This is a genomic window from Secundilactobacillus angelensis (assembly GCF_012641075.1).
In the GTDB taxonomy this organism is placed as follows: Bacteria; Bacillota; Bacilli; order Lactobacillales; family Lactobacillaceae; genus Secundilactobacillus; species Secundilactobacillus angelensis.
The window spans coordinates 52,949-77,314 of sequence record NZ_JAAXLJ010000003.1; the positions used below are offsets into that span (position 1 = coordinate 52,949).

The 24,366-nt window shown below is 44.5% G+C and carries 20 protein-coding genes and 1 other RNA gene; 13 read left to right on the forward strand and 8 right to left on the reverse strand.

Annotated elements, in window-relative coordinates:
- The first annotated feature begins 7 nt into the window (after positions 1–7).
- The 3 genes from HC026_RS02220 to glpK all read left to right on the forward strand — a co-directional run bounded on the left by HC026_RS02220 (position 8) and on the right by glpK (position 2,836).
- Positions 8–898: a YitT family protein gene (locus HC026_RS02220; RefSeq protein WP_168924353.1), complete on the forward strand. Its 891-nt coding sequence runs from the start codon at positions 8–10 to the stop codon at positions 896–898.
- Between the two features lie 65 nt (positions 899–963).
- Positions 964–1,152 (forward strand): 2-hydroxymuconate tautomerase, encoded by a 189-nt coding sequence (locus tag HC026_RS02225; RefSeq protein ID WP_168924354.1) that lies wholly within the window; start codon positions 964–966, stop codon positions 1,150–1,152.
- Positions 1,153–1,324: 172 nt separating this feature from the next.
- Positions 1,325–2,836, forward strand: coding sequence for a glycerol kinase GlpK (gene glpK / locus HC026_RS02230; RefSeq protein WP_168924355.1), 1,512 nt, complete (start codon positions 1,325–1,327; stop codon positions 2,834–2,836).
- 163 nt (positions 2,837–2,999) lie between these two features.
- Here the strand turns inward: glpK and HC026_RS02235 are convergent, their stop codons facing one another.
- Positions 3,000–5,108 (reverse strand): metallophosphoesterase family protein, encoded by a 2,109-nt coding sequence (locus HC026_RS02235; RefSeq protein ID WP_168924356.1) that lies wholly within the window; start codon positions 5,106–5,108, stop codon positions 3,000–3,002.
- A gap of 109 nt (positions 5,109–5,217) precedes the next feature.
- Here HC026_RS02235 and HC026_RS02240 point away from each other — a divergent pair, with 109 nt between their 5' ends.
- Complete coding sequence (locus HC026_RS02240) at positions 5,218–6,108, forward strand: helveticin J family class III bacteriocin (protein ID WP_168924357.1); 891 nt, start codon at positions 5,218–5,220, stop codon at positions 6,106–6,108.
- A gap of 60 nt (positions 6,109–6,168) precedes the next feature.
- Here the strand turns inward: HC026_RS02240 and HC026_RS02245 are convergent, their stop codons facing one another.
- Complete coding sequence (locus tag HC026_RS02245; RefSeq protein WP_168924358.1) at positions 6,169–6,978, reverse strand: Cof-type HAD-IIB family hydrolase; 810 nt, start codon at positions 6,976–6,978, stop codon at positions 6,169–6,171.
- 177 nt (positions 6,979–7,155) lie between these two features.
- On the opposite strand from HC026_RS02245, the gene HC026_RS02250 reads away from it, so the two are divergent.
- Entirely contained in the window at positions 7,156–8,508 is a 1,353-nt protein-coding gene (locus tag HC026_RS02250) for an RsmB/NOP family class I SAM-dependent RNA methyltransferase (protein WP_168924359.1), read from the forward strand.
- Positions 8,509–8,638: 130 nt separating this feature from the next.
- Here the strand turns inward: HC026_RS02250 and fni are convergent, their stop codons facing one another.
- The 4 genes from fni to mvk are packed head-to-tail and all read right to left on the reverse strand — an operon-like array spanning position 8,639 to position 12,754.
- Positions 8,639–9,679 carry a type 2 isopentenyl-diphosphate Delta-isomerase gene (fni, locus tag HC026_RS02255; protein WP_168924360.1) on the reverse strand — a complete coding sequence of 347 codons (1,041 nt, stop codon included), beginning with the start codon at positions 9,677–9,679 and terminating at the stop codon, positions 8,639–8,641.
- A 4-nt stretch (positions 9,680–9,683) separates the two neighbouring features.
- Positions 9,684–10,757 (reverse strand): phosphomevalonate kinase, encoded by a 1,074-nt coding sequence (locus tag HC026_RS02260; RefSeq protein ID WP_168924361.1) that lies wholly within the window; start codon positions 10,755–10,757, stop codon positions 9,684–9,686.
- Positions 10,758–10,817: 60 nt separating this feature from the next.
- Entirely contained in the window at positions 10,818–11,804 is a 987-nt protein-coding gene (mvaD, locus tag HC026_RS02265; RefSeq protein ID WP_211089377.1) for a diphosphomevalonate decarboxylase, read from the reverse strand.
- A gap of 2 nt (positions 11,805–11,806) precedes the next feature.
- Positions 11,807–12,754 carry a mevalonate kinase gene (gene mvk, locus HC026_RS02270; RefSeq protein WP_232843568.1) on the reverse strand — a complete coding sequence of 316 codons (948 nt, stop codon included), beginning with the start codon at positions 12,752–12,754 and terminating at the stop codon, positions 11,807–11,809.
- Between the two features lie 307 nt (positions 12,755–13,061).
- Between mvk and HC026_RS02275 the strand changes: the two genes are divergently transcribed.
- The 5 genes from HC026_RS02275 to HC026_RS02295 all read left to right on the forward strand — a co-directional run bounded on the left by HC026_RS02275 (position 13,062) and on the right by HC026_RS02295 (position 19,798).
- Positions 13,062–15,890: a helicase C-terminal domain-containing protein gene (locus tag HC026_RS02275; protein WP_168924362.1), complete on the forward strand. Its 2,829-nt coding sequence runs from the start codon at positions 13,062–13,064 to the stop codon at positions 15,888–15,890.
- A gap of 53 nt (positions 15,891–15,943) precedes the next feature.
- Positions 15,944–16,450, forward strand: a complete 507-nt coding sequence (locus tag HC026_RS02280; protein WP_168924363.1) for a cell wall elongation regulator TseB-like domain-containing protein — start codon at positions 15,944–15,946, stop codon at positions 16,448–16,450.
- Positions 16,451–16,471: 21 nt separating this feature from the next.
- Complete coding sequence (locus HC026_RS02285; RefSeq protein WP_168924364.1) at positions 16,472–17,659, forward strand: pyridoxal phosphate-dependent aminotransferase; 1,188 nt, start codon at positions 16,472–16,474, stop codon at positions 17,657–17,659.
- A 21-nt stretch (positions 17,660–17,680) separates the two neighbouring features.
- Positions 17,681–18,976 (forward strand): asparagine--tRNA ligase, encoded by a 1,296-nt coding sequence (asnS, locus tag HC026_RS02290; protein WP_168924365.1) that lies wholly within the window; start codon positions 17,681–17,683, stop codon positions 18,974–18,976.
- 105 nt (positions 18,977–19,081) lie between these two features.
- Positions 19,082–19,798, forward strand: a complete 717-nt coding sequence (locus tag HC026_RS02295; RefSeq protein WP_168924366.1) for a DnaD domain protein — start codon at positions 19,082–19,084, stop codon at positions 19,796–19,798.
- A gap of 76 nt (positions 19,799–19,874) precedes the next feature.
- On the opposite strand, the gene HC026_RS02300 is transcribed toward HC026_RS02295, so the two are convergent.
- Both HC026_RS02300 and recU read right to left on the reverse strand, forming a co-directional pair.
- Positions 19,875–22,172, reverse strand: a complete 2,298-nt coding sequence (locus HC026_RS02300; protein WP_168924367.1) for a transglycosylase domain-containing protein — start codon at positions 22,170–22,172, stop codon at positions 19,875–19,877.
- A 24-nt stretch (positions 22,173–22,196) separates the two neighbouring features.
- Entirely contained in the window at positions 22,197–22,802 is a 606-nt protein-coding gene (gene recU, locus HC026_RS02305) for a Holliday junction resolvase RecU (RefSeq protein WP_240890965.1), read from the reverse strand.
- A 187-nt stretch (positions 22,803–22,989) separates the two neighbouring features.
- On the opposite strand from recU, the gene HC026_RS02310 reads away from it, so the two are divergent.
- The 3 genes from HC026_RS02310 to rnpB all read left to right on the forward strand — a co-directional run bounded on the left by HC026_RS02310 (position 22,990) and on the right by rnpB (position 24,359).
- Positions 22,990–23,559, forward strand: a complete 570-nt coding sequence (locus HC026_RS02310) for a DUF1273 domain-containing protein (protein ID WP_168924369.1) — start codon at positions 22,990–22,992, stop codon at positions 23,557–23,559.
- A gap of 53 nt (positions 23,560–23,612) precedes the next feature.
- Positions 23,613–23,960 carry a cell division regulator GpsB gene (gpsB, locus tag HC026_RS02315; protein WP_168924370.1) on the forward strand — a complete coding sequence of 116 codons (348 nt, stop codon included), beginning with the start codon at positions 23,613–23,615 and terminating at the stop codon, positions 23,958–23,960.
- A 20-nt stretch (positions 23,961–23,980) separates the two neighbouring features.
- An RNA gene (gene rnpB, locus HC026_RS02320) (RNase P RNA component class B) lies at positions 23,981–24,359 on the forward strand.
- The last annotated feature ends 7 nt before the right edge of the window (positions 24,360–24,366 follow it).

Genomic DNA, 24,366 nt, shown 5'->3' on the forward strand with positions numbered 1-24,366 from the left:
ACGTGTGATGCAGGCAATCATCGACCGTAAGGATTTTGCAATCAAGTGTGGGCTGATTATTGGTTCAGCCTTTATCAATGCGATTGCCCTGAACTTTTTCTTAATTCCCGGTAACATTTTTAGTGCGGGTATCAATGGCGTCTCACAAATCTTATCAATTCTTGTACTTAAATGGTTCCACTTTCGTCTAAATACTGGGTGGCTCATTCTGTTATTTAACATCCCAATTGGCATTCTGGGCTGGTTAAAAATTGGCCGAGGATTTACCATCTATAGTTTCCTCACTTCATTTTTCACGTCAATTTTGGCGGTGTTACTCCCCATTCAGACACTCTCTCATAATCCCTTGTTAAGTGCCTTATTTGGTGGCATTTTAACGGGTGTGGGTGTTGCTTACCCGTTGAAATATGGCTTTTCTACCGGAGGCATGGATATTATTGCGGTGATTCTTGAGAAAACCACTGGCAAAACAATCGGCACATTGATGATTGCAATCAACCTGGTGATCGTTTTGATTGCGGGAGCTTTGGTTGGCTGGGAAAATGCGATGTATACCATCATTTCGTTATACGGGATGTCTCGGGTTGTCGACGCCATTCATACTCGGCACCAAAAATTGACGGCATTCATTGTGACCACCAAGTCAGATGACGTCATTGAAGGGCTAAAAGCAACGTTGATTCGCGGAGTGACCATTTTACCGGCACAGGGAGCCTATAAACGGCAACGGGGTGCAGTTTTGATGGTGGTTATTTCTCGTTATGAACTCTATGATTTAGAACACGTGGTTAAAACAGTGGATCCCGGATCATTTGTTAACTTAGTGAGCACCATCGATATTGAGGGAAATTTTTACGATGAAACTGAGCAGTTAAAATATAAACAAGAACGCTCATAGTCCTCTTGCTTGAACTTCTGAAACGGGGTATACTTTTAGCATCTTAGACGAGGGAGGCACTTCACATGCCAATCGTAAATATTGATTTGATTGCTGGTCGTTCACAAGAACAGCTTAAAAATTTGGTGAAAGATGTTACCGATGCCGTCACCAAGAACACCGGTGCTCCTGCTGAACACGTTCACGTTATTTTGAGAGAAATGGCTAAGGATCGTTACAGTGTCGGCGGCGTTCTTAAGAGCGACGAAAAGTAATTCTGGAGGGCGAACGACATGTCGTTGGTCCTTTTTTTACGAGTAATTTGTAACCGATTACACCAGCGATGTACATGCTTTTTTAAAGAAAACTAGTTGGCTATTTTGCCGGACTTCGGTATACTATAGAGAGTTAACTAACTTGAGAACGTAAATGAATGGAGACTTAACGATGAATGACGAACAGTACATAATGGCAATTGACGAAGGTACGACCAGTACGCGTGCAATTCTATTTAACCGGGATGGTCAGATTGTGGGTCAGGCGCAACGTGAATTCACCCAGCACTTTCCAAAATCTGGCTGGGTGGAACATGACGCCAATGAAATTTGGGGCGCCGTTCAATCGGTCATCTCAGATGCTGTGATCAATGCCAATATCCAGCCTTACAAAGTTCGGGGGATTGGGATCACTAACCAGCGTGAAACGACGATCATTTGGGATAAAAATACCGGTGAGCCAGTTTATCATGCGGTGGTTTGGCAGTCTAAACAAACCAGCGAAATTGCCGATCAGTTGAAGGAAAAGGGTTATGCTGACTTAATCCACAAAAAAACTGGGCTAGTTATCGATTCCTACTTCTCTGCAACCAAGATCATGTGGATTCTGGATAATGTTCCAGGTGTTCGTGAACGAGCTGAAAAGGGTGAACTGTTATTTGGGACCATTGATACGTGGATCCTCTGGAAGCTCACCGGTGGCCGAGTCCATGCGACTGACTACACGAACGCTTCACGAACTATGCTGTTCAATATTCATGACTTAAAATGGGATGAGGAGATTTTAAACCTGTTAAATATTCCAGCAAGTCTATTGCCTGAAGTGCATCCTTCCTCATACACCTTTGGTTATACGGCCGGGTATACCTTCTTTGGTCTGCAAGTGCCTATCGCCGGAATTGCCGGTGACCAACAGGCGGCTTTATTTGGTCAAACGGCATATGAAAAAGGGTCGGTTAAAAATACTTATGGTACCGGTGCTTTCATTGTGATGAATACGGGTACTGAGCCAACTTTATCCGACAAGGGACTCTTAACAACGATTGCCTACGGGATTAACGGAGAGGTCACTTATGCGTTGGAAGGAAGCATCTTCGTGGCTGGTTCAGCTGTTCAGTGGCTGCGTGATGGGATGCGGCTCTTCGAACACGCCCCAGAATCCGAGAAGATGGCGGTGGAAGCCAAAACAACTAATGACGTTTACGTCGTTCCTGCCTTTACAGGGCTTGGTGCACCATACTGGGACCAAGAAGTTCGTGGCGCAGTCTTTGGATTGACTCGTGGGACAACCCGCGAACAGTTCGTCAGAGCGACTTTAGAGGCCATTGCTTACCAGACCCGGGACGTTGTTGATACTATGGCTGCTGATACGGGGATTGATATTAAAAACCTGAGTGTCGATGGTGGTGCTGCCAACAATGATTTCCTCATGCAGTTTCAAGCTGATATTTTAAACACGCATATTCAGCGGGCTGCCATCGCTGAAACGACTGCTTTGGGCGCCTCATACTTGGCTGGATTGGCAACCGGCTTTTGGCAGGATATGGATGAAATCAAACGGATGCATAAACCCGGTGAAGAATTTGATCCGCAAATGTCTGAAAACGACCGCGAAAATTGCTATTCAGGATGGCAAGCAGCAGTGAAAGCAACACAGTTATTTAAGCCAAAGAAGAACTTATGATGAGTAAAATCAATTTAACAGGTTGTGACACAATTTGGTAGATTTCAGAATATAACACGAACAACGTCATTCCGATGGGATGGCGTTGTTTTGTGTTATATGGCTGAAGTCTGTATTGTGAAACAGGTTAAGGCGATATAGACTTGTGTCACAAGCCCTTCGCTTAATAATCGAAGTAGCCACGAAAACCGTGCCAGACCTGATCGACTTGTTTATTTTGATTCTGATAATACAGCGCATTTCCAGTTGGATGCGGATCCGGCTGATTGAAAAAGGTTTTTATCGACGGATGCCGAGTATCTGTACCATCACCAAACAACCGATATTGCCAGTTGCGAATTCGACCGGCGTAATCACGCCAACCATAACGTAAGCGGAATAATTGTCGCTGCTTAGGATTAATGACTAAAATATCCCAAGCCCCGAGTGATTTGCTGTTTAAGCGGCTAGTTTTCCGCCGATCTGCAATGTCACTGGTGGTTGTTATCCAACTGATACCATCCTGCTGCGACCAGTCATCAACGTGAGTGTGACCGGACATCACGGCGATAATCTGCTGTCGATGCTTCACTAGGCAGTTGTAAACCTGTGAAAATGACCCTTGCTGATTATTAGCGAACCAGTCGTAGGTCCAAAACGGTTTGACTGCTTGCTTATCAGTGGCTGAACGAATTGAATCGTGAGTAAAGATGATCACTTGTTCATCAGCAGCCAATTGGTCCAGGTTTTTTGACAACCAGTCGGCTTGCTCACTAGCGATGCGAGAGCGACTGTGACGGATGTTTTGAAGAATCCCAGTCCAGTGGATGCCATTTGGCTGATCATCGTAATCACGGTCATAATACCCGTCTGAGAACGAATCACGGATGTCAAAGGTATTGAGCATAATTAGGCTAACACTGGTCCCTGGTACCTTGTATTTGCCATAGAAGTTATCTTGAGAAGCTAGCCAGCTATTATTTGGTTTGTTTCGTAAGTTTAGGGCAGTTTGTTCCGTCATGACCTGCTCTGTTCGAAAACCGTTTAAATAACGCGCAAACCCTGAATTGTCATCGTGGTTTCCTTGGGTGATAAAAGTGGGCAAGCGTCCAGCAAGTAAAGCCGATACTGCATTGCCAGTGTCAATAATGGTGCGATCGAGTGTCTGATTGCCGTCTACTAAGTCGCCGTTCATCACCAGACCGTCGAAGTGGTGCTTGCTTGCAAAATCACTGATTAACTGAAGGTCATGGATTGTTCGTTGACTGTAAGAAGACTGATGAGAGTCGTAATGGGTGTCGTTGATCAAACCAATCACAATAGAATCTGATTGGCGAACGCGGTTTAACTGATTTGCCACGTGTTTAAGTTCCTTTACTTCCGATTGTGTGGTTCTCAAATCAACTTGTGAGTTGCAACGGGTGAACGACCATGGCTCACTTAAACGAGTCACGGTTTTAGAACCAGTAATCTCGCGGCCAAAATAGTGTTCAAAGTGAGGATATCGGCTCATAAAGGGGACGTATGCCATCTGATCAGTAAAAGAAAGCTGTAACCAGCCACGATGACGATCAGCCAGCTTGCCAGTATAGCTAACCTCTGAATATCGATCGAGGTGACCAATGATGGGTGAGTTCAGATCGGGTAGCTGATAAATATCAACATCGCGACGGTTAAAGCGAAAACTACCGTGCATTTTGAATAAGGTGGGTTGTGCCGCAAGAGATGACTGATGCAGATCAAGCCTAGGACTGACGATGACGCCATATTGTTTGCCCGTTTTGGAGTTGTAATAAGGCAAAAATCCCCGTGAAGTTTCAAGAAACAAAAATGACTGTTTTCTCAGCTTATTGCTATATACAATTGCCTCACCTGTATCTAGCAATTGGGTGGTCTCCGTCGCTTCCAAACTAGGCATCGTGTAAAAATGGAGCGGTTCTGCCGCCACGAAATAGGGGGCTTGGGTTTCAAAATGTTTTGTAGGTCTAATTGATCCCTTTGCTGGCTCTTCAGTGGCATTCCAACTTGGATTTGAATCATGTCCACGCAACACCTGATTGCCAATGGCCACACAAAGATAACCGTCTTCAAGGACCAACCAATACCAGCCATCACTCTTTAACTTGGCTAGATATGGCACTGGTTGGTGAGCGTGATAGATTGTTAACCGCGGGCTTAGTCGGTTGGGTGTCTGGCGACTGACTAGGAATTGCTTCGGTGTAAAAGTCCCTGATTGACTGATCACCTGTCCGTCAATCAAGTTATCCAAAAATCGATTATGTAGCTGTTTCAATATTGTCACCACCATTTGAGTTTAAAGTCTTATGTTATAATCAACTTAATAACAAAACAGTTGTTGCCAGTACTTGGCAGACAATTGATACGAAAAAGGAGTTGTTTAAATGCAGTCAACTTTAGCCTATGAGTTTAAGGGTTTAACCCAGCAGGTGCCCGTTACTGCTTTTTGTCTTAGTGCTCAAACCTGTTATGCCGTGCAAACGATAAAACAGGATACCGTCATCACGAAGTGTCAATTAGAGGATTCCAACGCGGTTGCTACGACTGATCAAATTACGCTTCAAAAGTTTGTTAACGTGCATAGTTTATCATTGATTTCGCAAGCACCACAACTTAGTTTATTGGTGTGCGGGCAGCCGGTCGATGATAGCGGTCAAGCTGGTGCACCTGAATTATGGTTTATCACAATTAATTCAGATAAGCCAGACCAAACGTCGCAGATTTTTAAAGTCACACACTTAGAAAGCGCCAATATTACGGGTACGCCGTTACCAGAACCCGTTATTGGCGCAGTCTCGGCATTATCCAGCGATCACAGCGAATTAACAGTAATGGTGCTGGACAAAGCTCAGCACCTTCAATGCAGCGTTTATAACGTCAAGCAAATTACTAAGTTACTCTGGCAGTTGACCGAGAGTGGTGAGACCACCATTGAGGCTGGCAGTTTAAAATTTTTGGCAGCAGTTTACCAATCATTTAAACCCACGGAAAAGCAGCTGGATCCCCAAACGATCGGCAGCATTCAAAGCATCGCTTTTTCTAATGGCCGCGCTATTTATGCCACTAAGAGTTACGGTGAACAGCATGCAGTCAGCAAAGGATTCTGGCTATTAAAAAATGGTTTTCATGATCAACCGGTAACTGATTTACCGGCTGATACCGAATTAACTGGTATTGCCTTGTTAGGGAAATACGTCTATTTTGGCATGACACAAAAAAATAATGATCACATGCTCAATACGGTCCACCGAGTGGAAAAAGCACTGTGGAGCTAAATATTGTGACTAGAAAATGGCCTAGCAATGCCTTATTCAGCTTGCGAGGCCATCGATTCGTTAAGCTAGTTTGAGTGCTTTTGAAAGGTACTTTGCCATGCCGTCTTGATCGTTATTAAGTTCCGTCACGTCGTCAGCAATTGCTTTTAACTGGTTGGTGGCATTGTTCATCGCCACACCCTGACCAGCGTAATCGATCATTTCCATATCGTTATGTTCGTCTCCGAAAGCAATCACGTTTTGTCGATCAATATGATAATAGTTGGCTAGACGTTCAACGCCTACTGCCTTTTGCACGCCCTTAGCGCCGATTTCTAGAACGCTATTAGGACCGCCCCAGGGTGCAACGTCCACGAAGTTACCAAAGCGGTCTTCAATATAACTTTGAAGCTGTTTTTGTAATGGCCGATCGACTGCAATCGTCATACTGGTGGGGTTCTTTTTTAAGGTAACGGCATTCAGTTGCTGGTCGTGGCTGAGAACAGCAGGGAAGAAGCCCACTTGAGTTGTTTCATTTTGATGAGCTAAGAAAAGGTGTTTGCCTTCAGCAGCAATCATCTGAATGTTAAATTCTTGCTGGTGTTGCAACAAATCCAAGACAATTCCACGATCGAAGGTGTACTGATATTCATACTGCCAATGTTGATGTGGCATGTGACCCAAACTACCGTTAAAATTTATCATGGGTGAAGTTAATCCTAACTGATCATAGTAGGCTTGTGAGAGTCGATTGGGGCGGCCAGTCACAATACTGACCACATGGCCAGCTTGGATTGCCTTTTTGAGAGTGGCAATCGTCGTTTTAGATAGCTTTGCTTCATTATTGAGCGTCGTTCCGTCGAGATCAAGCGCAATTAACTTTTGATTCAAAATTACACATCCGTTCTTGTAGATTAATAGATTAAATCTAACACACTCTACGTAATCAGGGCAAGATGACTTCTGTTCTGTCAGCCATATGAACGACAAAATAGTTGCCGATTGACCGCTCCCCTCTGAAAAGGTATACTGTTTCAGAGAATTTTCGAGGAATGAAAGGGATAGATAATGGAATTACCTGCAGCATTTAAAACCAAGTATCAACAGTTATTGGGCACCGAAGCTGAGGCTTTCTTTGCTAGTTTTGACCAGCCAGAAAACAGTGGCTTCCGGGTTAATCCAATGCGGCCAACTCCCACGGATCTGGATTTAAGCGACCCAGTACCCTATACCCATTGGGGGTATTATGGAAAAGTATCCGGTCATAGTTTGGATCACCAAAGCGGCGCAGTTTACAGCCAAGAACCAAGCGCAATGTTCGTGGGTGAAGTGGCACATCCTCAAGCGGGTATGCGGGTACTTGATTTATCCGCTGCACCTGGTGGTAAAACAACTCACCTCAGCAGTTTTTTGCAGCAGACGGGTTTGCTGGTGAGCAACGAAATCATGCCTAAACGAGCCAAAGTATTGGCTGAGAACACGGAACGTTTCGGCTTAAGTAACACTTTGGTCCTTAACGAAGACCCGGCGACCATTGCCAAAGCATTTCCAGTATTTTTTGATCAGGTCTTAGTGGATGCACCCTGTTCAGGTGAAGGCATGTTCCGCAAAGATCCTGACGCAATCAGCTATTGGTCAACTGATTATCCAGCAACCTGTGCTAAGCGTCAGCGCGAAATTCTGACAGAAGCCGTAAAAGTACTCAAGCCAGGTGGTGAACTGGTTTATTCAACTTGTACTTTCGCACCTGAGGAAGATGAGCAAATCATTTCGTGGCTATTAGAAACCTATCCGCAGTTTGAAGTAGTCCCCATCAAAAAAACAGCTGGCATTATTGATGCTAAATCAGAATGGGGGAACGGCGATCCAAGTTTAAAGGGGGCCGCTCGGTTATTTCCACACCTCATGCGGGGTGAAGGACACTTTGTTGCCAAACTACGACTGAACGAAGCCATTGGTAACAGCAGTAAATACCATCGGCAACCGTCAAATGTGTCTCGTGATCAATCTCATCTCTTTGAGGAATTTGCGGCTGAATATTTAAATTTCAAAGCGGACTCACATCAGTTGCTGGCGTTCGGCGATCAGCTTTACCTGATGCCTGAAGGCACACCTTCGCTTAGAAACCTCAAGGTGGTACGACCGGGCCTTCATCTAGGGACGTTTAAGAAGAACCGTTTTGAGCCAAGCTACGCAATGGCGTTAGCCTTACGCCCTGGTCAATTTAAGTACGAATCAGCCATCTCTGAGGATGATTGGAAGCAGGTCGTTCACGGCGACACGTTTACGAAGGATGATTTGCCAATCAAAAAGGGGTGGGTACGACTATTTTGTAATGGTCAGCCCGTTGCGTTTAGTAAAGTCGTTAACCAAACGGTGAAAAACTTTTTTCCTAAGGGCTTACGGTTTAAGGCACTATAACCTGACACAACGCAGTATGTTCCAGAATATAACACTTAATGGCGCCATCCCAATGTTTTTATCGGGATGGCGCCATTTAGTGTTATATGGCCGGAATCTAAGTTGTAAATTAGGTTTCAGCTAAATTAAATTATTCTAATGAAATAAACCTTTGCCGAGCAAACGACTCTAGCTCCGGTGAGAAGACCATGGATTGTTTTCGCAGGTCCCTAACGGTTTTGCTACCCGTTAGTAACATGAGCCGTTTAAAATCTTGAAGCCAGTGAATCAGCCATTGTTCAGTGGCGTTGTAGTCGGTGGCAATCAGATGATGCAACACTTCGCCAGCCATGCCAGCAATATCGGCACCTAATGCTAAAGCTTTTATAGCATCCAGTGGTGTTTTAATGCCACCGCTAGCGATGATTAATGGTCGAGTTGACAGCTTACGCATTTCCAACAGTGATTCAGTAGTGGTTAGACCCCAGTCGTTCAGGTAGGTCATTTCTTTTTCGGGACGCCGGAAATTCTCAATTTGAGCAAAACTGGTGCCGCCACGGCCACTTAAGTCCACAGCAGTAACGCCAATCGCCATTAACTTTTGAACCGTTTTGGCTGTCATACCGAAGCCGACTTCTTTTACAATCACAGGGACGTTAAGTTTTGCAACGATGGCCGCTAACTGATCCAACCAATAAAATTCCCGGTCGCCTTCAGGCATGATCAGTTCCTGCGCCACATTGATATGAACTTGTAAAGCGTCTGCTGAGACCATTTCCACAACAGCCCGGGCATCATCAACACTGTGACCGGCACCAAGGTTAGCAATAACCATTCCGTCGTGGTTATAATTTCGTACAACCGTGAACGTACTGCTCAAAGCGGGTTCCTTCAAGGCAACACTTTGTGAACCAACAGCCATTGGTAAATGGGCGGTGGCCGCTAACTGCGCCAGTTGTGCATTCAATTTGCCAGTTCGCTCACTACCACCAGTCATGGCTTCAATCAAAATAGGGTAGTCAATCCGCCGTTGTTCAAACAGCGTTGTCGTATCAATATCCGATAATGCTAACTCAGGTAAACTCTGATGAAGTATCCGGACCTGATCAAAACTACTGAATTCAGCAGGCCGGTGGAATTTTTCAGCCAGTGAGACGTGTTCATCTTTGCGATGGGATTGCTGTGAAGTCATGTCGTCACTCCTCTACGTGGTGAACGTTGAAACTTAAGGGAATAATTTGGTTAGACGCCCATTTTGACACTAAATCTTTTAACTGCTTACGAGAATCAATAATGGCGATGCCGCAATCTCCGCCACCAGCGCCAGAGGTTTTGGCAATACCGCCAAATTCTTCAGCAATGTCACACAATTTTGTTAGCAGCGGCGTTTCGATGTGCGCGTGAGTAAATTGATCTAATTCGTTTAACAGTTTACGGTTGATTGCAATTTCTGCTTGAATGGCATGCAGATCTTGATTCCGAAACCCAGCAATCATCCGTTTCAGACAGGCTTTACTATTTGCTAGAAAATCCAGATAGGCTTGCTGACGCTTGGCCTTATTTAGGGCTACTCGGTCAACCAAATGAGAGGTGGAAGCTGGTGAACCCGTCCAACCAACTAATAATTTCAAATTCCTAGGCGGGGTTAGTAATTCAATGTCCAAACCAGGCCAATCCATTGATAACATCTCGGCAAAATTGTAGTTTTTTTCTGCTAACTTGAGCCAGTCGCGATCAAAGGAACGGTAGGCAATCCAGCCACCATAAACACTGGCGGCAATATCACCTAGTGAGCCGTTGCCTTGAACGTGGAAATGGGCAATTGCAGCTAATTTAAATAATTTATCGTGGTTAACTGGTAAATCATAGAACTTGCAAAGTGCTTTAATCGTGGCAACGGTGACGGCTGCTGATGAACCTAAGCCATACTTTCGGCCGTCCTTGCTATCAAGATCACTTTCAACGGTGAGGTGGTAAATGCCAAGTTCCTTGCCCACAGTTTTGGCGTAATCTTCAGTCACCTTGATGGCAGACAGAATATAGTGGAAAGGGTTATCCCGATTATCGAAAACCATTTCACCATCTTCACGGCGCCAATAGATCGAATTTTCTTGGTACTGACTGGAAACGATACTGCCAATTTGGTCGGCGGATTGAATTGTCACCGTTACAAATTGATCCAATGCAACGATGATCGCAGGGAAGCCGGTCTCAACGACAGCGTACTCACCTGCAATATAAAGTTTGCCTGGGGCTTTCACGGAAATCAAAACATCATGTCCTTTCATTAGCAGGTTAAAAAAACACCGCTAATAGTACTAATACAATTATTAATTTGAAATTGAAATGCCCGTTCCTGATCGGGTAACGAGTACTTGATCTTGACCAAATGATGACTGAAAATAGCAACGGATACGCTCTGCATCAGCACCTTGGCAGATAATTTTAACGTTCGGTCCAGCATCCATTGTAAAGTAACAGGATATCCCTTGCAAACGTAACTCTTTAACCATATTCATTGCTTGAATACTATCGGCATTGAAATAGGTGAAATTTGGGTCCGAACTCAAGGTCAGGGCGTGCATCCGCATGGCATTTTGTTCAGAAGTATGGCCAAGTAATTCAAAATCCTCATTTTGAATGGCCGTTTTAACCGTCTCAAAATCCGCTTGGCTAGCCTTGATCCACGCTGAATAAAAGGGACTGGTTTCAACGGCTAGCCGCATGCCAACGCGACTGGAAATTTTCTTTTGCTTTGCGTTCAACACCAATGCCACAACCGCGATATCCCAAGTGGGTTGTTCATCGATAGGATACGCATAAGAAGTGGCATCATCTTGACCTTGTTGCCAAGCTGCAAAACCACCAAAAATGGAACGGGTTGCGGAGCCGGATCCACGGCGAGCTAGCCTTGATAGGTCACGACGGTTTAAATTCAGTCCAGCCGCGCGACTTGCAGCACCTGCTAAGGCAGCAAAGCCAGAAGCAGAAGAAGCTAAACCTGCAGCGGTGGGCACAAAATTCTTGGTTATTACCCTGGCGTGAAAGTTGATTCCAGCTAGCTGCCGAACGTGATCCAAAAATGTTCGTACGCGCTTGCTAGCACTTTCTGATAAGCGTTCATTATCGAAAATAACTTCATCCGCCGATAATTCCGGTAGAAATTGAACGGTCGTTTGTGTATAAAATTCGTCTAGGGTAAGCGACAAACTGTCATTTTGTGGAATGATCAATTGATTATCTAACTTACCCCAGTATTTGACCAAGGCAATATTAGTATGTGCCTTGGCTGTAATTGGATGATCTGCAATGACCATGATTAATGTTCCTCACTTTTTAAGGGTTGAAGCCAGGTTTGCGCCACACCGGATTTGGCTAGAGCTAAACGGATTTGAGTTGCCGTGGCTTCATTCGCTGCCAAACAAATCATGCAGCCACCCATGCCACCGCCAGTTAACTTCGCTCCCAAAGCACCATTTTGCTTGGCAATGCCAATCATTTCATCTAAACGAACATGACTGACACCCAGTCGCTGCAAAAAGACTTGAGATTGATCAAAGACCTTGCCCAAGTCAGCCAGGCGATCATTAGCAAGTGCTGATTTGGCAGTGTAGGCCAATCGGCCAAGACCTTTAATGGCCTGATCCGCTAAAAACGGATCAGTTTCACGAAGCTGAGCAACTGCTCTGACAGCCTTGCCCGTTTGACCATGGATGCCGCTATCGGCTATTACCAAGTACCCATGAAGGTGGAAGGGAATGCTAACGGGCTGAGTGCCAGCCATAAACCAGATTGGATTTTCTGCGCTGGCGGTTGCCACATCAATACCACTGGGATTACCATGAATGATTTTTTCTGAAATATTAGCATCCACTAGCAGTTGTTCGTGTGACAACGGTTGGTCGAAGAAACGGTAAAGTGCCCGAATAATGGCCACTGCGGTAGCGGCTGAAGATCCCATACCGCGTTCAGCAGGAAGGTGACTGTTAATTGTCAGGTCAAACCCAGCGTCAGCAGCGTTAAAGCGCACTAACAGCTCGTCAACCAGCTGATTGATACCTTGTAATTGTTGGGGGCCGTCATGCCTGGCACCTGTGTAATATCGGCTGATCAATTGCTGAACGTTATCCGAACGCAGCGTCAGCGTCACACTTTCCCGCACGGCAGGCAATGGCAGCGCGATGGCGGGCTGATGATAAACCACACTGTGCTCACCGATTAATATAATTTTTGCGTGACTACTGCCACTAGCCGGTGTGTTCAACAAAATTGCTCCCCTCAATTAACATGAATATTATCATTCGAAAGATTACAAACACATGGTATCATACGACAAATAGGCCACTGTTACAAGATACAGCGGGTCAGCAACTCGACAAATCATATAAATTTAATCCTTTGTTAAGATTGAATGACGCAAATATCTGACCCCTGACTTGGAATTTATGTTTCTTTGCGTCAATTTATTATTCGGACAGCCAGTTAATTGTCTCTTCTATAAAGGTCTGCTTCCGCCTACGAACCAAGTGTAGTATGATATACGGAGAAAGATAATAGAGAATTTGGTGAAATTAATGGATGCAAATACAATTTATGCCGTCGTTGATATTGAAACGACTGGCACCAACGTTGCTGAAGGCAACCGCATGATTCAATTTGGATGCGTGCTGGTGCAAAATGGTAAAATCATTAACCATTTCAATACCGACGTCAATCCACAAACTTCAATTCCACAATCTATCCAGGCACTTACTGGCATCTCCGAAGCTCAGGTCAAACGGGCGCCACTGTTTGATGATGTAGCCGGAACTATCTACAGTTTGCTGTCGGATACGGTCTTTGTGGCACATAATGTTAACTTTGACTTTCCATTTGTCAATGCTGAACTAGAACGGGTGGGCTATCCCCATCTGGACATTCAAGCCATTGATACGGTGACTTTAAGTCAGATATTGCTGCCCACGGTACCCAGTTACCGGCTGCACGATCTGACCCAGTACCTTGATATTGAACACGATCATCCCCACACCGCTAACGATGACGCGTTGGTCACCGGTGAATTACTGATTGTCCTCTTTAAGCGAATGCTCGCACTGCCAATTGTGACGCTGCAGCAGATAGTAGCCGAGGATGCTGATTTACCGCAAAACACCGCTGAGGTATTTAAATGGGGTTTGGCAGAAGTTCGCAAAAATCCGGGCAGTCTGCCCGATTATTTGTACGTTTCTCATGGTCTGGCTCTACGCAAAACACCGGTATTAACGGCTAGCGACGATCGCGAGTATACATATCCGCGAACAAAGAAGAACAAATTAAAACGATTCCCCAAAAATTTCGAATGGCGCGCTGACCAGGCCAAAATGATGAACCTCGTTTACCGCCAGTACACCGACACGGAAACGGCCAATCAACCACTGATTGTCGAAGCGCCAACGGGGACGGGGAAAACCTTGGGCTACGCTTTGCCAATGGCTTACCTGGCACAAAAGTTTGATAAACAAGTGGTGATTGCAACTGACACGGTGCTGCTTCAAAACCAGCTGGTCAACCAAACCATGCCATTGCTAGAACGCATGTTACCCTTTGAAACGCACGCTGAAGTGGTCAAGGGTAATGCGCACTACCTGGATCTGTCACGTTTTAAGGTCTCTTTGAGTCAGGCAGATCATTCAAAACAGACCCAACTCATTAAACTCAGGCTCCTAGTTTGGTTGACGCAAACGATAACTGGCGATCTTGACGAGCTGCACTTTAAAAACGAACCGCCGTATTTAGACAGTGTCTACCATCATGGCATGACGGATCTATCCGATACTGACCCGTTCTATGATGACGATTTTCTGAGACGACTCTATAAGCGCTTAAACTATACTCGCTTCATCATCGTCAACCATGCGTTTTTGATTCAGCACGCGGATTTGTTAGGCTACAACTTCCATCAGCCATACTTGGTAGTGGATGAAGCCCAACACTTAGCAGATTATGCCTTAAAAACTCAGCGGCAAAAATTTGACTTCCAAGTATCATTATCAACCAATCGCCGGTTAATGGAATTGTTAGATTCGGAGAATGAGTATGGTTTAACCGCTGCAACGGAGGGATTGACTCTTAACAGCGAGCTGAATGCGTTTTATCGTTGGCTGATTGAATTTAGTCGGCAACTCCACGCGCTCGGTGATTATTTAACCAACCATTTCAAACCACAATTTGGTGGCAAATTCACGAAGCCATACAAGGAAATCGTGATTTCTGAGACTGACTGGGTGGGCTTTCTCAAACAGCGTGAAGGCTTATTCGAACAGCTCGATATTCTCGTAGCTAAGTTTCAAGACCAGCTGGCCAAAATCACCGATTCATTTTATCAGCAGTCTAATCGGTGGCTCAAAAGCGACGAAGAATTATTCATGCGATTTAGTCACGCTGTTAACGCGTTAACGGATGCTTGGAACACATTGTCAGCCATTCGTCAGGCGCCACAGCGGGAAGATGACGGCAAAGGCAGTTACCTTTACTGGTTGACGGTCAGCAATGATCTCAGTCATATCATGGTGGCCTCAAATCTGATGACCGTTGAAGGCTTTTTATCTCAGCAGATCTACTCGCATTTTCAAGCACCGACATTTACTGGGGCAACACTCTTTTCTTCCAATCGTTCTCAATACCTTTACGATCAGTTGGACTTGGATCGTAGTACCGTTAAAATGCGGCGGCTTAAATCCGATTTCAACTTTGAAACTCAGGCCAAAATGTACATTAGTAATGATGCGCCGGATATTAAAGATGAAGAAACGTACAACCAATACGTTTCACAAACCCTGATCAAGGCACTGGTCAAAACGAATCGACCAACATTGGTTCTCTTCAATTCGTTAGCAACCATCGAGTCAGTTTATGATAAGTTGACTCATGCAATCCACCCTAAAGAACGCTTGATTTTAGCGCAAGGAATTTCGGGTTCAAAACAAAAATTGATCAAGCGGTTCATGGACGAAGATAATGCTGTTTTACTTGGTGCTGCCAGTTTTTGGGAAGGCATTGATCTTCCCCAGGATAAACTGCAGCTGCTAGTGATTGCCCGGTTGCCTTTTGACTCACCAGAGCAATTAGAAACTAAGGTCCAATATGAACGCATGAAAGCCAAGGGCAAAAACCCGTTTTATAACCTCTCGTTACCGAAAGCAACCTTGCGACTTCGACAGGGAGTGGGCCGGTTAATCAGGACTCGGCAAGACTATGGGGCGGTCATTGTCCTGGATAGTCGGTTAGTCACGCGGCACTACGGTCAAACAATGCTGAAAACTTTACCCGCTTCCTTGCCGATCATGACTGGCACTGTACCAGAATTGCTCGGTGATATGACTAAATTTTTTAAAAAACACAAAAGTATCGGCCATGTTGACTGACATTTTGATATAATTATTGGCAGTGCAAACTGAAAGAAGGCGTTTTAAAACAAATGAGAAGGGAACATGCAAGCAGGCGAGGGCTCAGTAACCGCGTTTGGCTCACCATACTTGGCATTGTTGTGGTTTTGCTGCTTGTCATTTTTGGTGGCATTCACCATGCAACATCCCCGGTGACAAAAGCCAAAGCACAATCAGTTCAAATCGCAAAAAAGTATGCCGGTTTGAAAACGACCAATGGCTTTTACTGGACCAATCTTAACCAGACCTATTACACGGTTGCTGGTAAGAACAATCAAAACCAATCCGTGTACATCATTGTTCCTCAAAAGGGTGGCAACGTGAGAGTTTTGCAGCAAAGCAATGGCTTAACTCGCAACCAAGCGCTTAGCCGAATTTGGTCAAAACACAATCCCAAAAAGGTATTGTCTGCAGCGCTCAGCGTGTTTAACGGCAAACCCGCTTGGGTGATTAGCTACATGAATCAAAAGGGACAGCTATGTTACGAAACGTTAAACTTTAAATCAGGTCGTGTTCTACAGGCCATCGAAAATATCTAGTTATTCAGGGAGGTCAATCTTTTGAAGATTTCACAGCGTGCACAACAGCTTCAGCCATCTGCGACCATGAAAGTATCTGCTCAAGCCAAAAAGATGATTGCTTCGGGTATTGATGTTATCAATCTGGGCATTGGTGAACCAGATTTTGAAACGCCTAAGAACATTGAAGAGGCCGCAATCAATGCCATAAAAGCTGGTAAGGCTAGCTTTTACACACCGGCGGCAGGAATTCCACAACTCCGGACAGCCGTTGCTGACCGAACAGCCAGCGATTATCATTTGCAAGGATTGACCGCGCAAAATGTCGCGATTACGACTGGTGCTAAAATGGCATTGTTTAGTGCTTTTCAAACCATTCTTGATCCCGGTGATGAAGTTTTGCTGCCAGAACCCTATTGGGTCAGCTACTCTGAACAAATCAAGTTAGCGGGTGGCGTGCCCGTTGCTGTGCCCGTTGGTGACAGCTTTAAAGCAACTCCGGCCGATTTAGAAAGTAAGCTGACTGACAAAACAGTCGCTTTCGTGTTGAATAGTCCCGAAAACCCAACTGGTGTGATCTATGATCAGTCAGATTTGACCGCGCTTAACGACTGGACTAAAAAACACGACATCATGGTGATTACGGATGACATTTATGGTCAATTGGTTTATAACGGGGCTGGCTTTACCTCTATCGCTCAATTAAGCGACCATTTAGACCCTCGGATCATTATTATTTCTGGTGGGAGTAAAACCTACTCAATGACCGGCTGGCGGATGGGTTACGTCGTTGCGGATGATCAGTTAATTAGCAAAATTTCAGCGTTTCTGTCCCATGCTACCGGTAATCCAACCGCAGTAAGCCAGTATGCATTGCTGGAGGCCTTTACGGGTGATCAAAGTCAAACTGAAGTGATGCGTAAAGCGTTCGAAGACCGGTTGAACACTATTTATCCGCTTTTGAATGATATCCCTGGATTCAAACTGCAAATCAAGCCACAAGGGGCTTTCTATTTGTTCCCAGACGTGAGTGATGCGCTAAAGTTGAGTGGCATTGCCACCGCAGGAGAACTCGTTAGCCGACTATTGACTGAAGCCCACGTGGCATTAGTTGATGGGTCAGCATTTGGTGTGGCCAATCACGTCCGGATCAGTTACGCAACGGATCTTGAATCGCTCAAAACAGCTATGGCTAGAATCAAAGCTTTCATGGTACAATTTAAAAACTAATTATTCATTGGAGGTTACATCGTGCAACAGATTAACATCATTAACGCAAAAGACCACGTTGACGAAAAAGTCAAAATTGGTGTGTGGCTGACTAATAAACGTTCCAGCGGGAAAATTACTTTCTTACAATTACGAGATGGGACTGCCTTTTTCCAAGGAGTTGTCCTAAAAAATAACGTTTCCGAAGAAGTTTTTGAACTTGCAAAAGAGCTTCGGCAAGAAACGAGTATGTGGATTACTGGTGTGATTCATGAAGATAGCCGGTCTAAATTTGGCTACGAGATTGCGGTAGAAGACATCGAGGTCATCGGTGAAAGTGAAGATTACCCCATTACACCAAAGGATCACGGGGTTGATTTTTTGATGGACCATCGGCATTTATGGTTACGTTCATCCCGTCCTCATGCAACTATGGTCATTCGTAACGAAGTCATCCGTGCGACTTATGAGTTCTTCAATAAAGAAGGGTTCACTAAAATTGACGCACCTATCTTAACTGGTAGTGCGCCTGAAGGTACGACTGATCTGTTCCATACGGAATACTTCGACCGGGATGCCTATTTATCACAATCTGGTCAATTATACGAAGAAGCCGGCGCCATGGCGTTTGATAAGGTCTTTTCGTTTGGACCAACTTTCCGGGCTGAAAAATCCAAGACCCGCCGTCATTTAATCGAGTTTTGGATGATTGAACCTGAGATGGCATTCATGCATCAGGAACAAAGCTTGGAAATTCAGGAGCAGTACATTGCTTTCTTAGTTCAAAATGTGATTGATCACTGTAAGGATGCACTGGATGTTTTAGGACGTGACATTGATACGCTGAAACAGTATACTCAGCTGCCATATCCGCGAATTAGTTATGATGAAGCGGTAGAAATGCTGAAACAAAACGGTTTTGACGTTGACTGGGGCGTTGATTTTGGCTCTCCAGAAGAGACCTTCTTGGCGGATCAGTTCAAGCAACCAGTCTTTGTTTTGAATTATCCAAAAGCCATCAAAGCTTTCTACATGTTGGAACACCCAACGCGTAAGGACGTTGTAATCTGTGCTGATTTACTAGCACCTGAAGGTTATGGCGAAATTATTGGCGGTTCTGAACGGGCCACCGATTATGACTACCTTTACAATCAAATCGTGAAATCTGGTTTAGATCCTAAAGAATACAGTTGGTATTTAGATCTTCGAAAGTACGGCAGTGTGCCTCACTCAGGATTCGGTCTTGGCCTGGAAAGAGCCATTACGTGGATCACAGGTGAAGATCACGTTCGGGAAGCTATTCCATTCCCACGTCTGCTTAACCGGATTTATCCATAAACTCACTTGTTGAAACCAAAACTTCTCCAGAGCCTGATTGAATGACGGCAAGATGGGGAAGTTTCTTCATCTTGAAAGTAAATTAAAAGGATTGGAGGAGACGCTATGGATGCATTTTCAAATGCCTTGATTAAGTCAGGGCAGACGAACGTTGCCACGTTATTGCTGGAACACTATCGTGAGCTTGGCATGAGCAATACCGAATTCTTAATCTATTTGCAAATTAAAAGTTATAACGACCGCGGCATCAGCTTTCCACAGACTGAGACGATTGCGAAGTCTGTTGGTCTAACTGATAATCAAATCTTTCAGGAGTTACACACCATGATTGGGAAGCGATTGATGCAAATTGATACGGTACAACAGCCCGGCCAACTCGCGCGAGATTCCTATGATTTTACGCTCCTATACGAAAAACTGGCACAGTATGTCAAAAAACTACAGACTGAGACTGTCACTAGCCAGGTAAATAACGATCGCGAGACCATCTTTAATCAGATTGAAACTGAATTCGGTAGACCGTTATCGCCAATTGAACTGGAAATGATTTCTCAGTGGTTGGATAAAGACCACTACCAAGTGGGGGTCATTCGATTGGCACTAAAGGAGGCTGTCCTCAATCAGGTTTATAACTTAAAGTACATGGATCGGATCCTTCTTAGCTGGCAAAAAAAGCACCTGACGACTCCTGAACAGGTTCAGCAAGAACGAGAGCACCGTCAACAAAATCAGGCACCTACAAGCACTAATAAGAGCCTTAAAAAGCAAAACAACTTACCAGATATTCCCATCTTCAAAATTGGTGAAAAGCCAAAGCAGTAAGCCTAAGCAGAAGACCACAAAAAAATGCTCGATATCACAATAGATATCAAGCATTTTTATTTAGACTTGAAGCGATTTAGCTGTTCGCATTCTTTGATGCATTGGAATTAGTTTTGCCAGAATCAGCATTTGTATTAGGCGTGCTTTCCGTTGATGCTGAATTGGTATCCTTGGTGTCATTACCGTTGCCACTGCCACCATTACCACCAGTAGGACGTTGTTCAGTAGAAGTGGATGAACTCTCGCTAGAACTAGAAGTTCTCGATGAAGTATTGGTATTGGCCTGATTATTGCCAGTTGTGTCATTGGTATTGGTGTTGCTGCTAGTACCATCATTCGTAGCGGTAGAAGCATCACCTGGATAACCAGCAACATAGTACTCAGTCGTTCCGTTTCGACGGGTAGCAACAACGTCCGATGGGGCAGTCCAGTCAGTGTTGCTTGCATTCTGTTGGACATAACTCATTTCTGAACGGTAAATCTCTTGGGCAATCCTGGTTTGTGCCTCAGGGATGTAATGACCCGTCTGGAACTGTTTATCATATCCAGTCCAAACGGAAAGTGAATAATTCTTGGTATAGCCAGTAAACCAAGAATCCATGGCTGCATCAGCTGGTACCTGTGAAGCGTAATTATCAGGATAAGCCGTTGTTCCGGTTTTACCAGCTTGGTACAGGCCGGAAATATTGGCAGCAGTACCAGACCCGTTCGAACTAGTCATGACGCCCTTCAACATATCAGTAATCATAAACGCGGTAGCCGGCGACATCGCTCGGGTCCCTTTGACGCCATAAGAATGCGATTTACCATCAGCCGTCACAACTCGGTTAAGCATATGAGGCTTGTAGTAAGTCCCACCGTTAGCGAAGGCTGCATATGCGGCGGCTTCTTGTTCGGTAGAAATGTAGAGGCCAATCCCGTTTTGCAAGGTCAGCTTGTCGTTGAACGTCATTCCCAGCTTACCAAGGAAGTTCGTCGCACGGTTAATGCCAACAGCATCCAAAGTTCTCACTGCCGGGATGTTCCGGGATTCAACCAAGGCTTTACGCATGGTGATCGTTCCTTCATGCCGATTATCAAAATCATTCAGTTCTCGAGTTGAACCTGGGTAATAATACTGGGTATCTTGAACGGGTTGATAGGTAGGGTACTTCAAATATTGGATTGCTGGACCATAATCAGCGATTGGCTTAGCTGTCGAACCACTGGAACGATCAGTCTGAACGGCCCGGTTTAGACCGAAAGTGACGTTACCAGTCTTTCGACCACCCAGCATAGCAACTACTTTACCGTTTTTCGGATTAACCATGGTAGCACCCAATTGAAATTTACTGCTTGGATAGGCAACGTAATTGTTGCTGTTGGCAATACTGTACAAGTGTTTTTGAGCTGACATGTTCAAGTTGGTGTAGACTCTCAAGCCATCCGTATTGGTATTGTACCCATCACTCTTCAATTCGGCATAAACTTGTTTCAGATATGAATCAATGTATTTTTGGTTGGTTAAGTTAATTGTGCTAACGGGGTGGGTTTTCGCTAAGCCGCTTTGAACACTAGTGGCTTTTGCGGCCGCTGCTTGACCAGCCGTGATCTGCTTGTTGGACACCATGGCATCCAGCACCTGATTCCGACGATACTTGGCGTATTGTGGATGGTGAATAGGATCATAATTGGTTGGGCTCTGAGGCATCCCAGCAACCATTGCCATTTCCTGCAAATTTAACTTTGAAAGGGACTTGCCATAGTAATATTTGGCCGCTGTTTCCATCCCATAAACGCCGTTACCCATGTAAACTTTATTGATGTAGAACTCCAGAATCTGCTGTTTACTGTAGGTTTGATCAACCTTTACAGCTAACCAAGCTTCTTGCGCCTTCCGTTTTAAGGTTTGGTCAGACTTGGCTGTAGAAAAGACTGACAGTTTTACCAGTTGCTGTGTCAGTGTACTACCACCCTGAAGGCCAAGCGAAGATCCCGTGACATTATGCACGGCAGCACTAACGATACGGAGTGGATCAACACCATGGTTTTTATAGAACCGACGATCTTCAATGGAAACCACTGCTGATTTTAACTGTGCAGGGATGTTCTTGGATTTGACGTAATCACGGTTCTGCGCACCAGCTCTTGAAATCACATCGTTATTCGAATCGTACACTTTGGTAGACGTATCACTCTCCAAAGCTGATTGTGAAATATTCGGGGCACCTTGAGCGTAGTAAAAGAACACCACTGCGCCTAATAAGATAAATGCTAGAAACAGAACAATCAACCATTTGATGATTGTCCATAAAGTATGATGCCCCTTAGGACCGCGACCACGTTCAGAACGCAACTCTGAACGTGTCTGAGGATTGGATTGATTACTTGACATAAATAGACTCCTTTGGTTAAGGCGTTAAATGATTTGGTCAACCGCATCAAGGTAAGCGATGGTAGGGTTGAGTGAATACTTAATTGGAACGGCACGTGATTCAAAGACGGCAAGTGGAATCGATTTTCGGCCCTTTGCCTGTTCCTGTGCATCCCAGTATGTGATTAAATCAGTTGCCTTCAATAAATATAGCTGATCTAGGGTAACAAACTTGATCAAGCCAAAACAAATGCCACCCTGTTTTAAACAACTACGCATATGCTCAACTTGATGCTGATGGAAATTATCCAGTGGAAACCGGGTAGTTTCCTTGGTTTCCTTTGCATCAAAATCGATATACCGGCCACGATAAACTCCGTTATAATCAGTAGTAGAGGCTTGTCGGAAATAGGCTTCCCGAATAACTGCCGCACTACGCTTGGGATAATCTACCTTGACGATTTGAACAGGAGTCGGTTTTTTATGGATAACTGCAATATCATGACTAAGATAGTATTGATTGCTCTCGTTAATTTCCTGTTCTAATGTCATACCACGGCCACCATGCTTAATCAATGAGGGTTTAACGTGTCCTGAATGATTGTCCGACTGTGGTTGGAATTTTACCCCATTAGGATAATGGATTGTCACTGGCTGGATCATCTCTTTTCTATAGTAAAATGTTGAAAAAAAGTGCATACCCAGTTACGGTTATTATACCAAGTTGCTTCACGAATAAAAACTGGAATATGAAACTATTAACTTAAGTATTATGTAAGAAATTAGTTTTCGCACAACACTCATGCTTGAAATGATACCACAAAAAGGAGGGATACGAATGCAACGGGTTTGGATAACTGGCTATCGAGCCTATGAATTAGGCGTTTTCTCGGAAAAAGAACCTAAATTTTTAGTTTTGCAGTACGCCTTAAAGAAGCTCATTACTCAAGCAATCGATGACGGGACAACTTGGGTGATTACTGGCGGGCAAATGGGAATTGAACAGTGGGCTGCGCAAGTTGGCATTGATTTGAAAAAAGACTATCCGGAGTTGCAAGTGGCCATGATGACACCCTTTACGCACTTTGGCAGTCAGTGGAAGCCGGATAATCAAGCCAAATTAGCAACTTTACTCTCACAAGTCGATTTTCAGGCAAGTGTCAGTACTCATGACTATACTTCACCACAACAGTTAAGAAATTACCAAGAATTTATGCTGAGTCACACTGACGGCGCAATTTTAGTGTACGATGTAGACAATGAAGGCAAATCGAGGTACGATTATAATGCAATTGTGAAGTGGCAGGATAAACATGATTATCCGTTACAAATGATAGATTTCGACCAATTGCAGGAATTTTCGTATGAATTTGCAGAAAATTCAAATAAAGGTTTCAATTCTAACTAAAATTTGATAACATCTTAAATGTTGGTGTTGAATAAATGATGAGGTGTATTTAAATGGCAACCATTAATTATAATCCTAAAGACATCCTTCAAAAAGAATTTCGACAGAAGATGCGGGGCTATGATCCTGCTGACGTTGATAGCTTTTTAGATAATGTGATCAAGGACTATGAAACATTTACAAAAGATAATCAGCACCTCCAAGACGAGAACGAACGTCTGCGTGCAAAAGTTGATGAATTGACGAAACAATTATCCGTTGGTGGCACCGCTACGGCGCAACCAAGTCAGCCAGCAGCTAACGTGACTAACATGGATATTTTGAAGCGTCTCTCTAACTTGGAACGTCACGTCTTCGGTTCTCAAGTAGACAGTGGTGCTAACGCATCTCACCGTCTTTAACAATTTGATAGTAACTTGTAAATCTCGGGTAATCGCGGTCGGCTTATGTCGGCTGAGGAAAGTCCATGCTCGCACAAGCTGAGATGCTTGTAGTGTTCGTGCTCGGTGAAAAAATAAGCCGGGGGACTTCGCAAGAAGTTACGGCGGGAAAACGCGCTAAGGTTTCGGCTATGCGTTAATATCCCTGAAAAGTGCCACAGCGACGATGACGTATTCGGAAACGGGTACGGTGGAACGTTGGTAAACCCCTCGAGCGGGCAACCCAAACTATGGTAGGGGAGCTTCACATCTGGAAATGAACTAAATGTGGGGGAAGAGTTTTTACTCTTGAGATAGATGATTACCGCTTTATTAGACTGTCCCTGACATCTAATAAAGTACGGAACATGGCTTACAGAGATTTACA

What these genes read in the sequence shown, in the direction of transcription:
- HC026_RS02220 (WP_168924353.1), top strand. Translation starts at nt 8, where the DNA reads ATGCAGGCAATCATCGACCGTAAGGATTTTGCAATCAAGTGTGGGCTG.
- HC026_RS02225 (WP_168924354.1), top strand. Translation starts at nt 964, where the DNA reads ATGCCAATCGTAAATATTGATTTGATTGCTGGTCGTTCACAAGAACAG.
- glpK (WP_168924355.1), top strand. Translation starts at nt 1,325, where the DNA reads ATGAATGACGAACAGTACATAATGGCAATTGACGAAGGTACGACCAGT.
- HC026_RS02240 (WP_168924357.1), top strand. Translation starts at nt 5,218, where the DNA reads ATGCAGTCAACTTTAGCCTATGAGTTTAAGGGTTTAACCCAGCAGGTG.
- HC026_RS02250 (WP_168924359.1), top strand. Translation starts at nt 7,156, where the DNA reads ATGGAATTACCTGCAGCATTTAAAACCAAGTATCAACAGTTATTGGGC.
- fni (WP_168924360.1), bottom strand. Translation starts at nt 9,679, where the DNA reads ATGACTTCACAGCAATCCCATCGCAAAGATGAACACGTCTCACTGGCT.
- mvaD (WP_211089377.1), bottom strand. Translation starts at nt 11,804, where the DNA reads ATGGTCATTGCAGATCATCCAATTACAGCCAAGGCACATACTAATATT.
- HC026_RS02275 (WP_168924362.1), top strand. Translation starts at nt 13,062, where the DNA reads ATGGATGCAAATACAATTTATGCCGTCGTTGATATTGAAACGACTGGC.
- HC026_RS02280 (WP_168924363.1), top strand. Translation starts at nt 15,944, where the DNA reads ATGAGAAGGGAACATGCAAGCAGGCGAGGGCTCAGTAACCGCGTTTGG.
- HC026_RS02295 (WP_168924366.1), top strand. Translation starts at nt 19,082, where the DNA reads ATGGATGCATTTTCAAATGCCTTGATTAAGTCAGGGCAGACGAACGTT.
- HC026_RS02300 (WP_168924367.1), bottom strand. Translation starts at nt 22,172, where the DNA reads ATGTCAAGTAATCAATCCAATCCTCAGACACGTTCAGAGTTGCGTTCT.
- HC026_RS02310 (WP_168924369.1), top strand. Translation starts at nt 22,990, where the DNA reads ATGCAACGGGTTTGGATAACTGGCTATCGAGCCTATGAATTAGGCGTT.
- gpsB (WP_168924370.1), top strand. Translation starts at nt 23,613, where the DNA reads ATGGCAACCATTAATTATAATCCTAAAGACATCCTTCAAAAAGAATTT.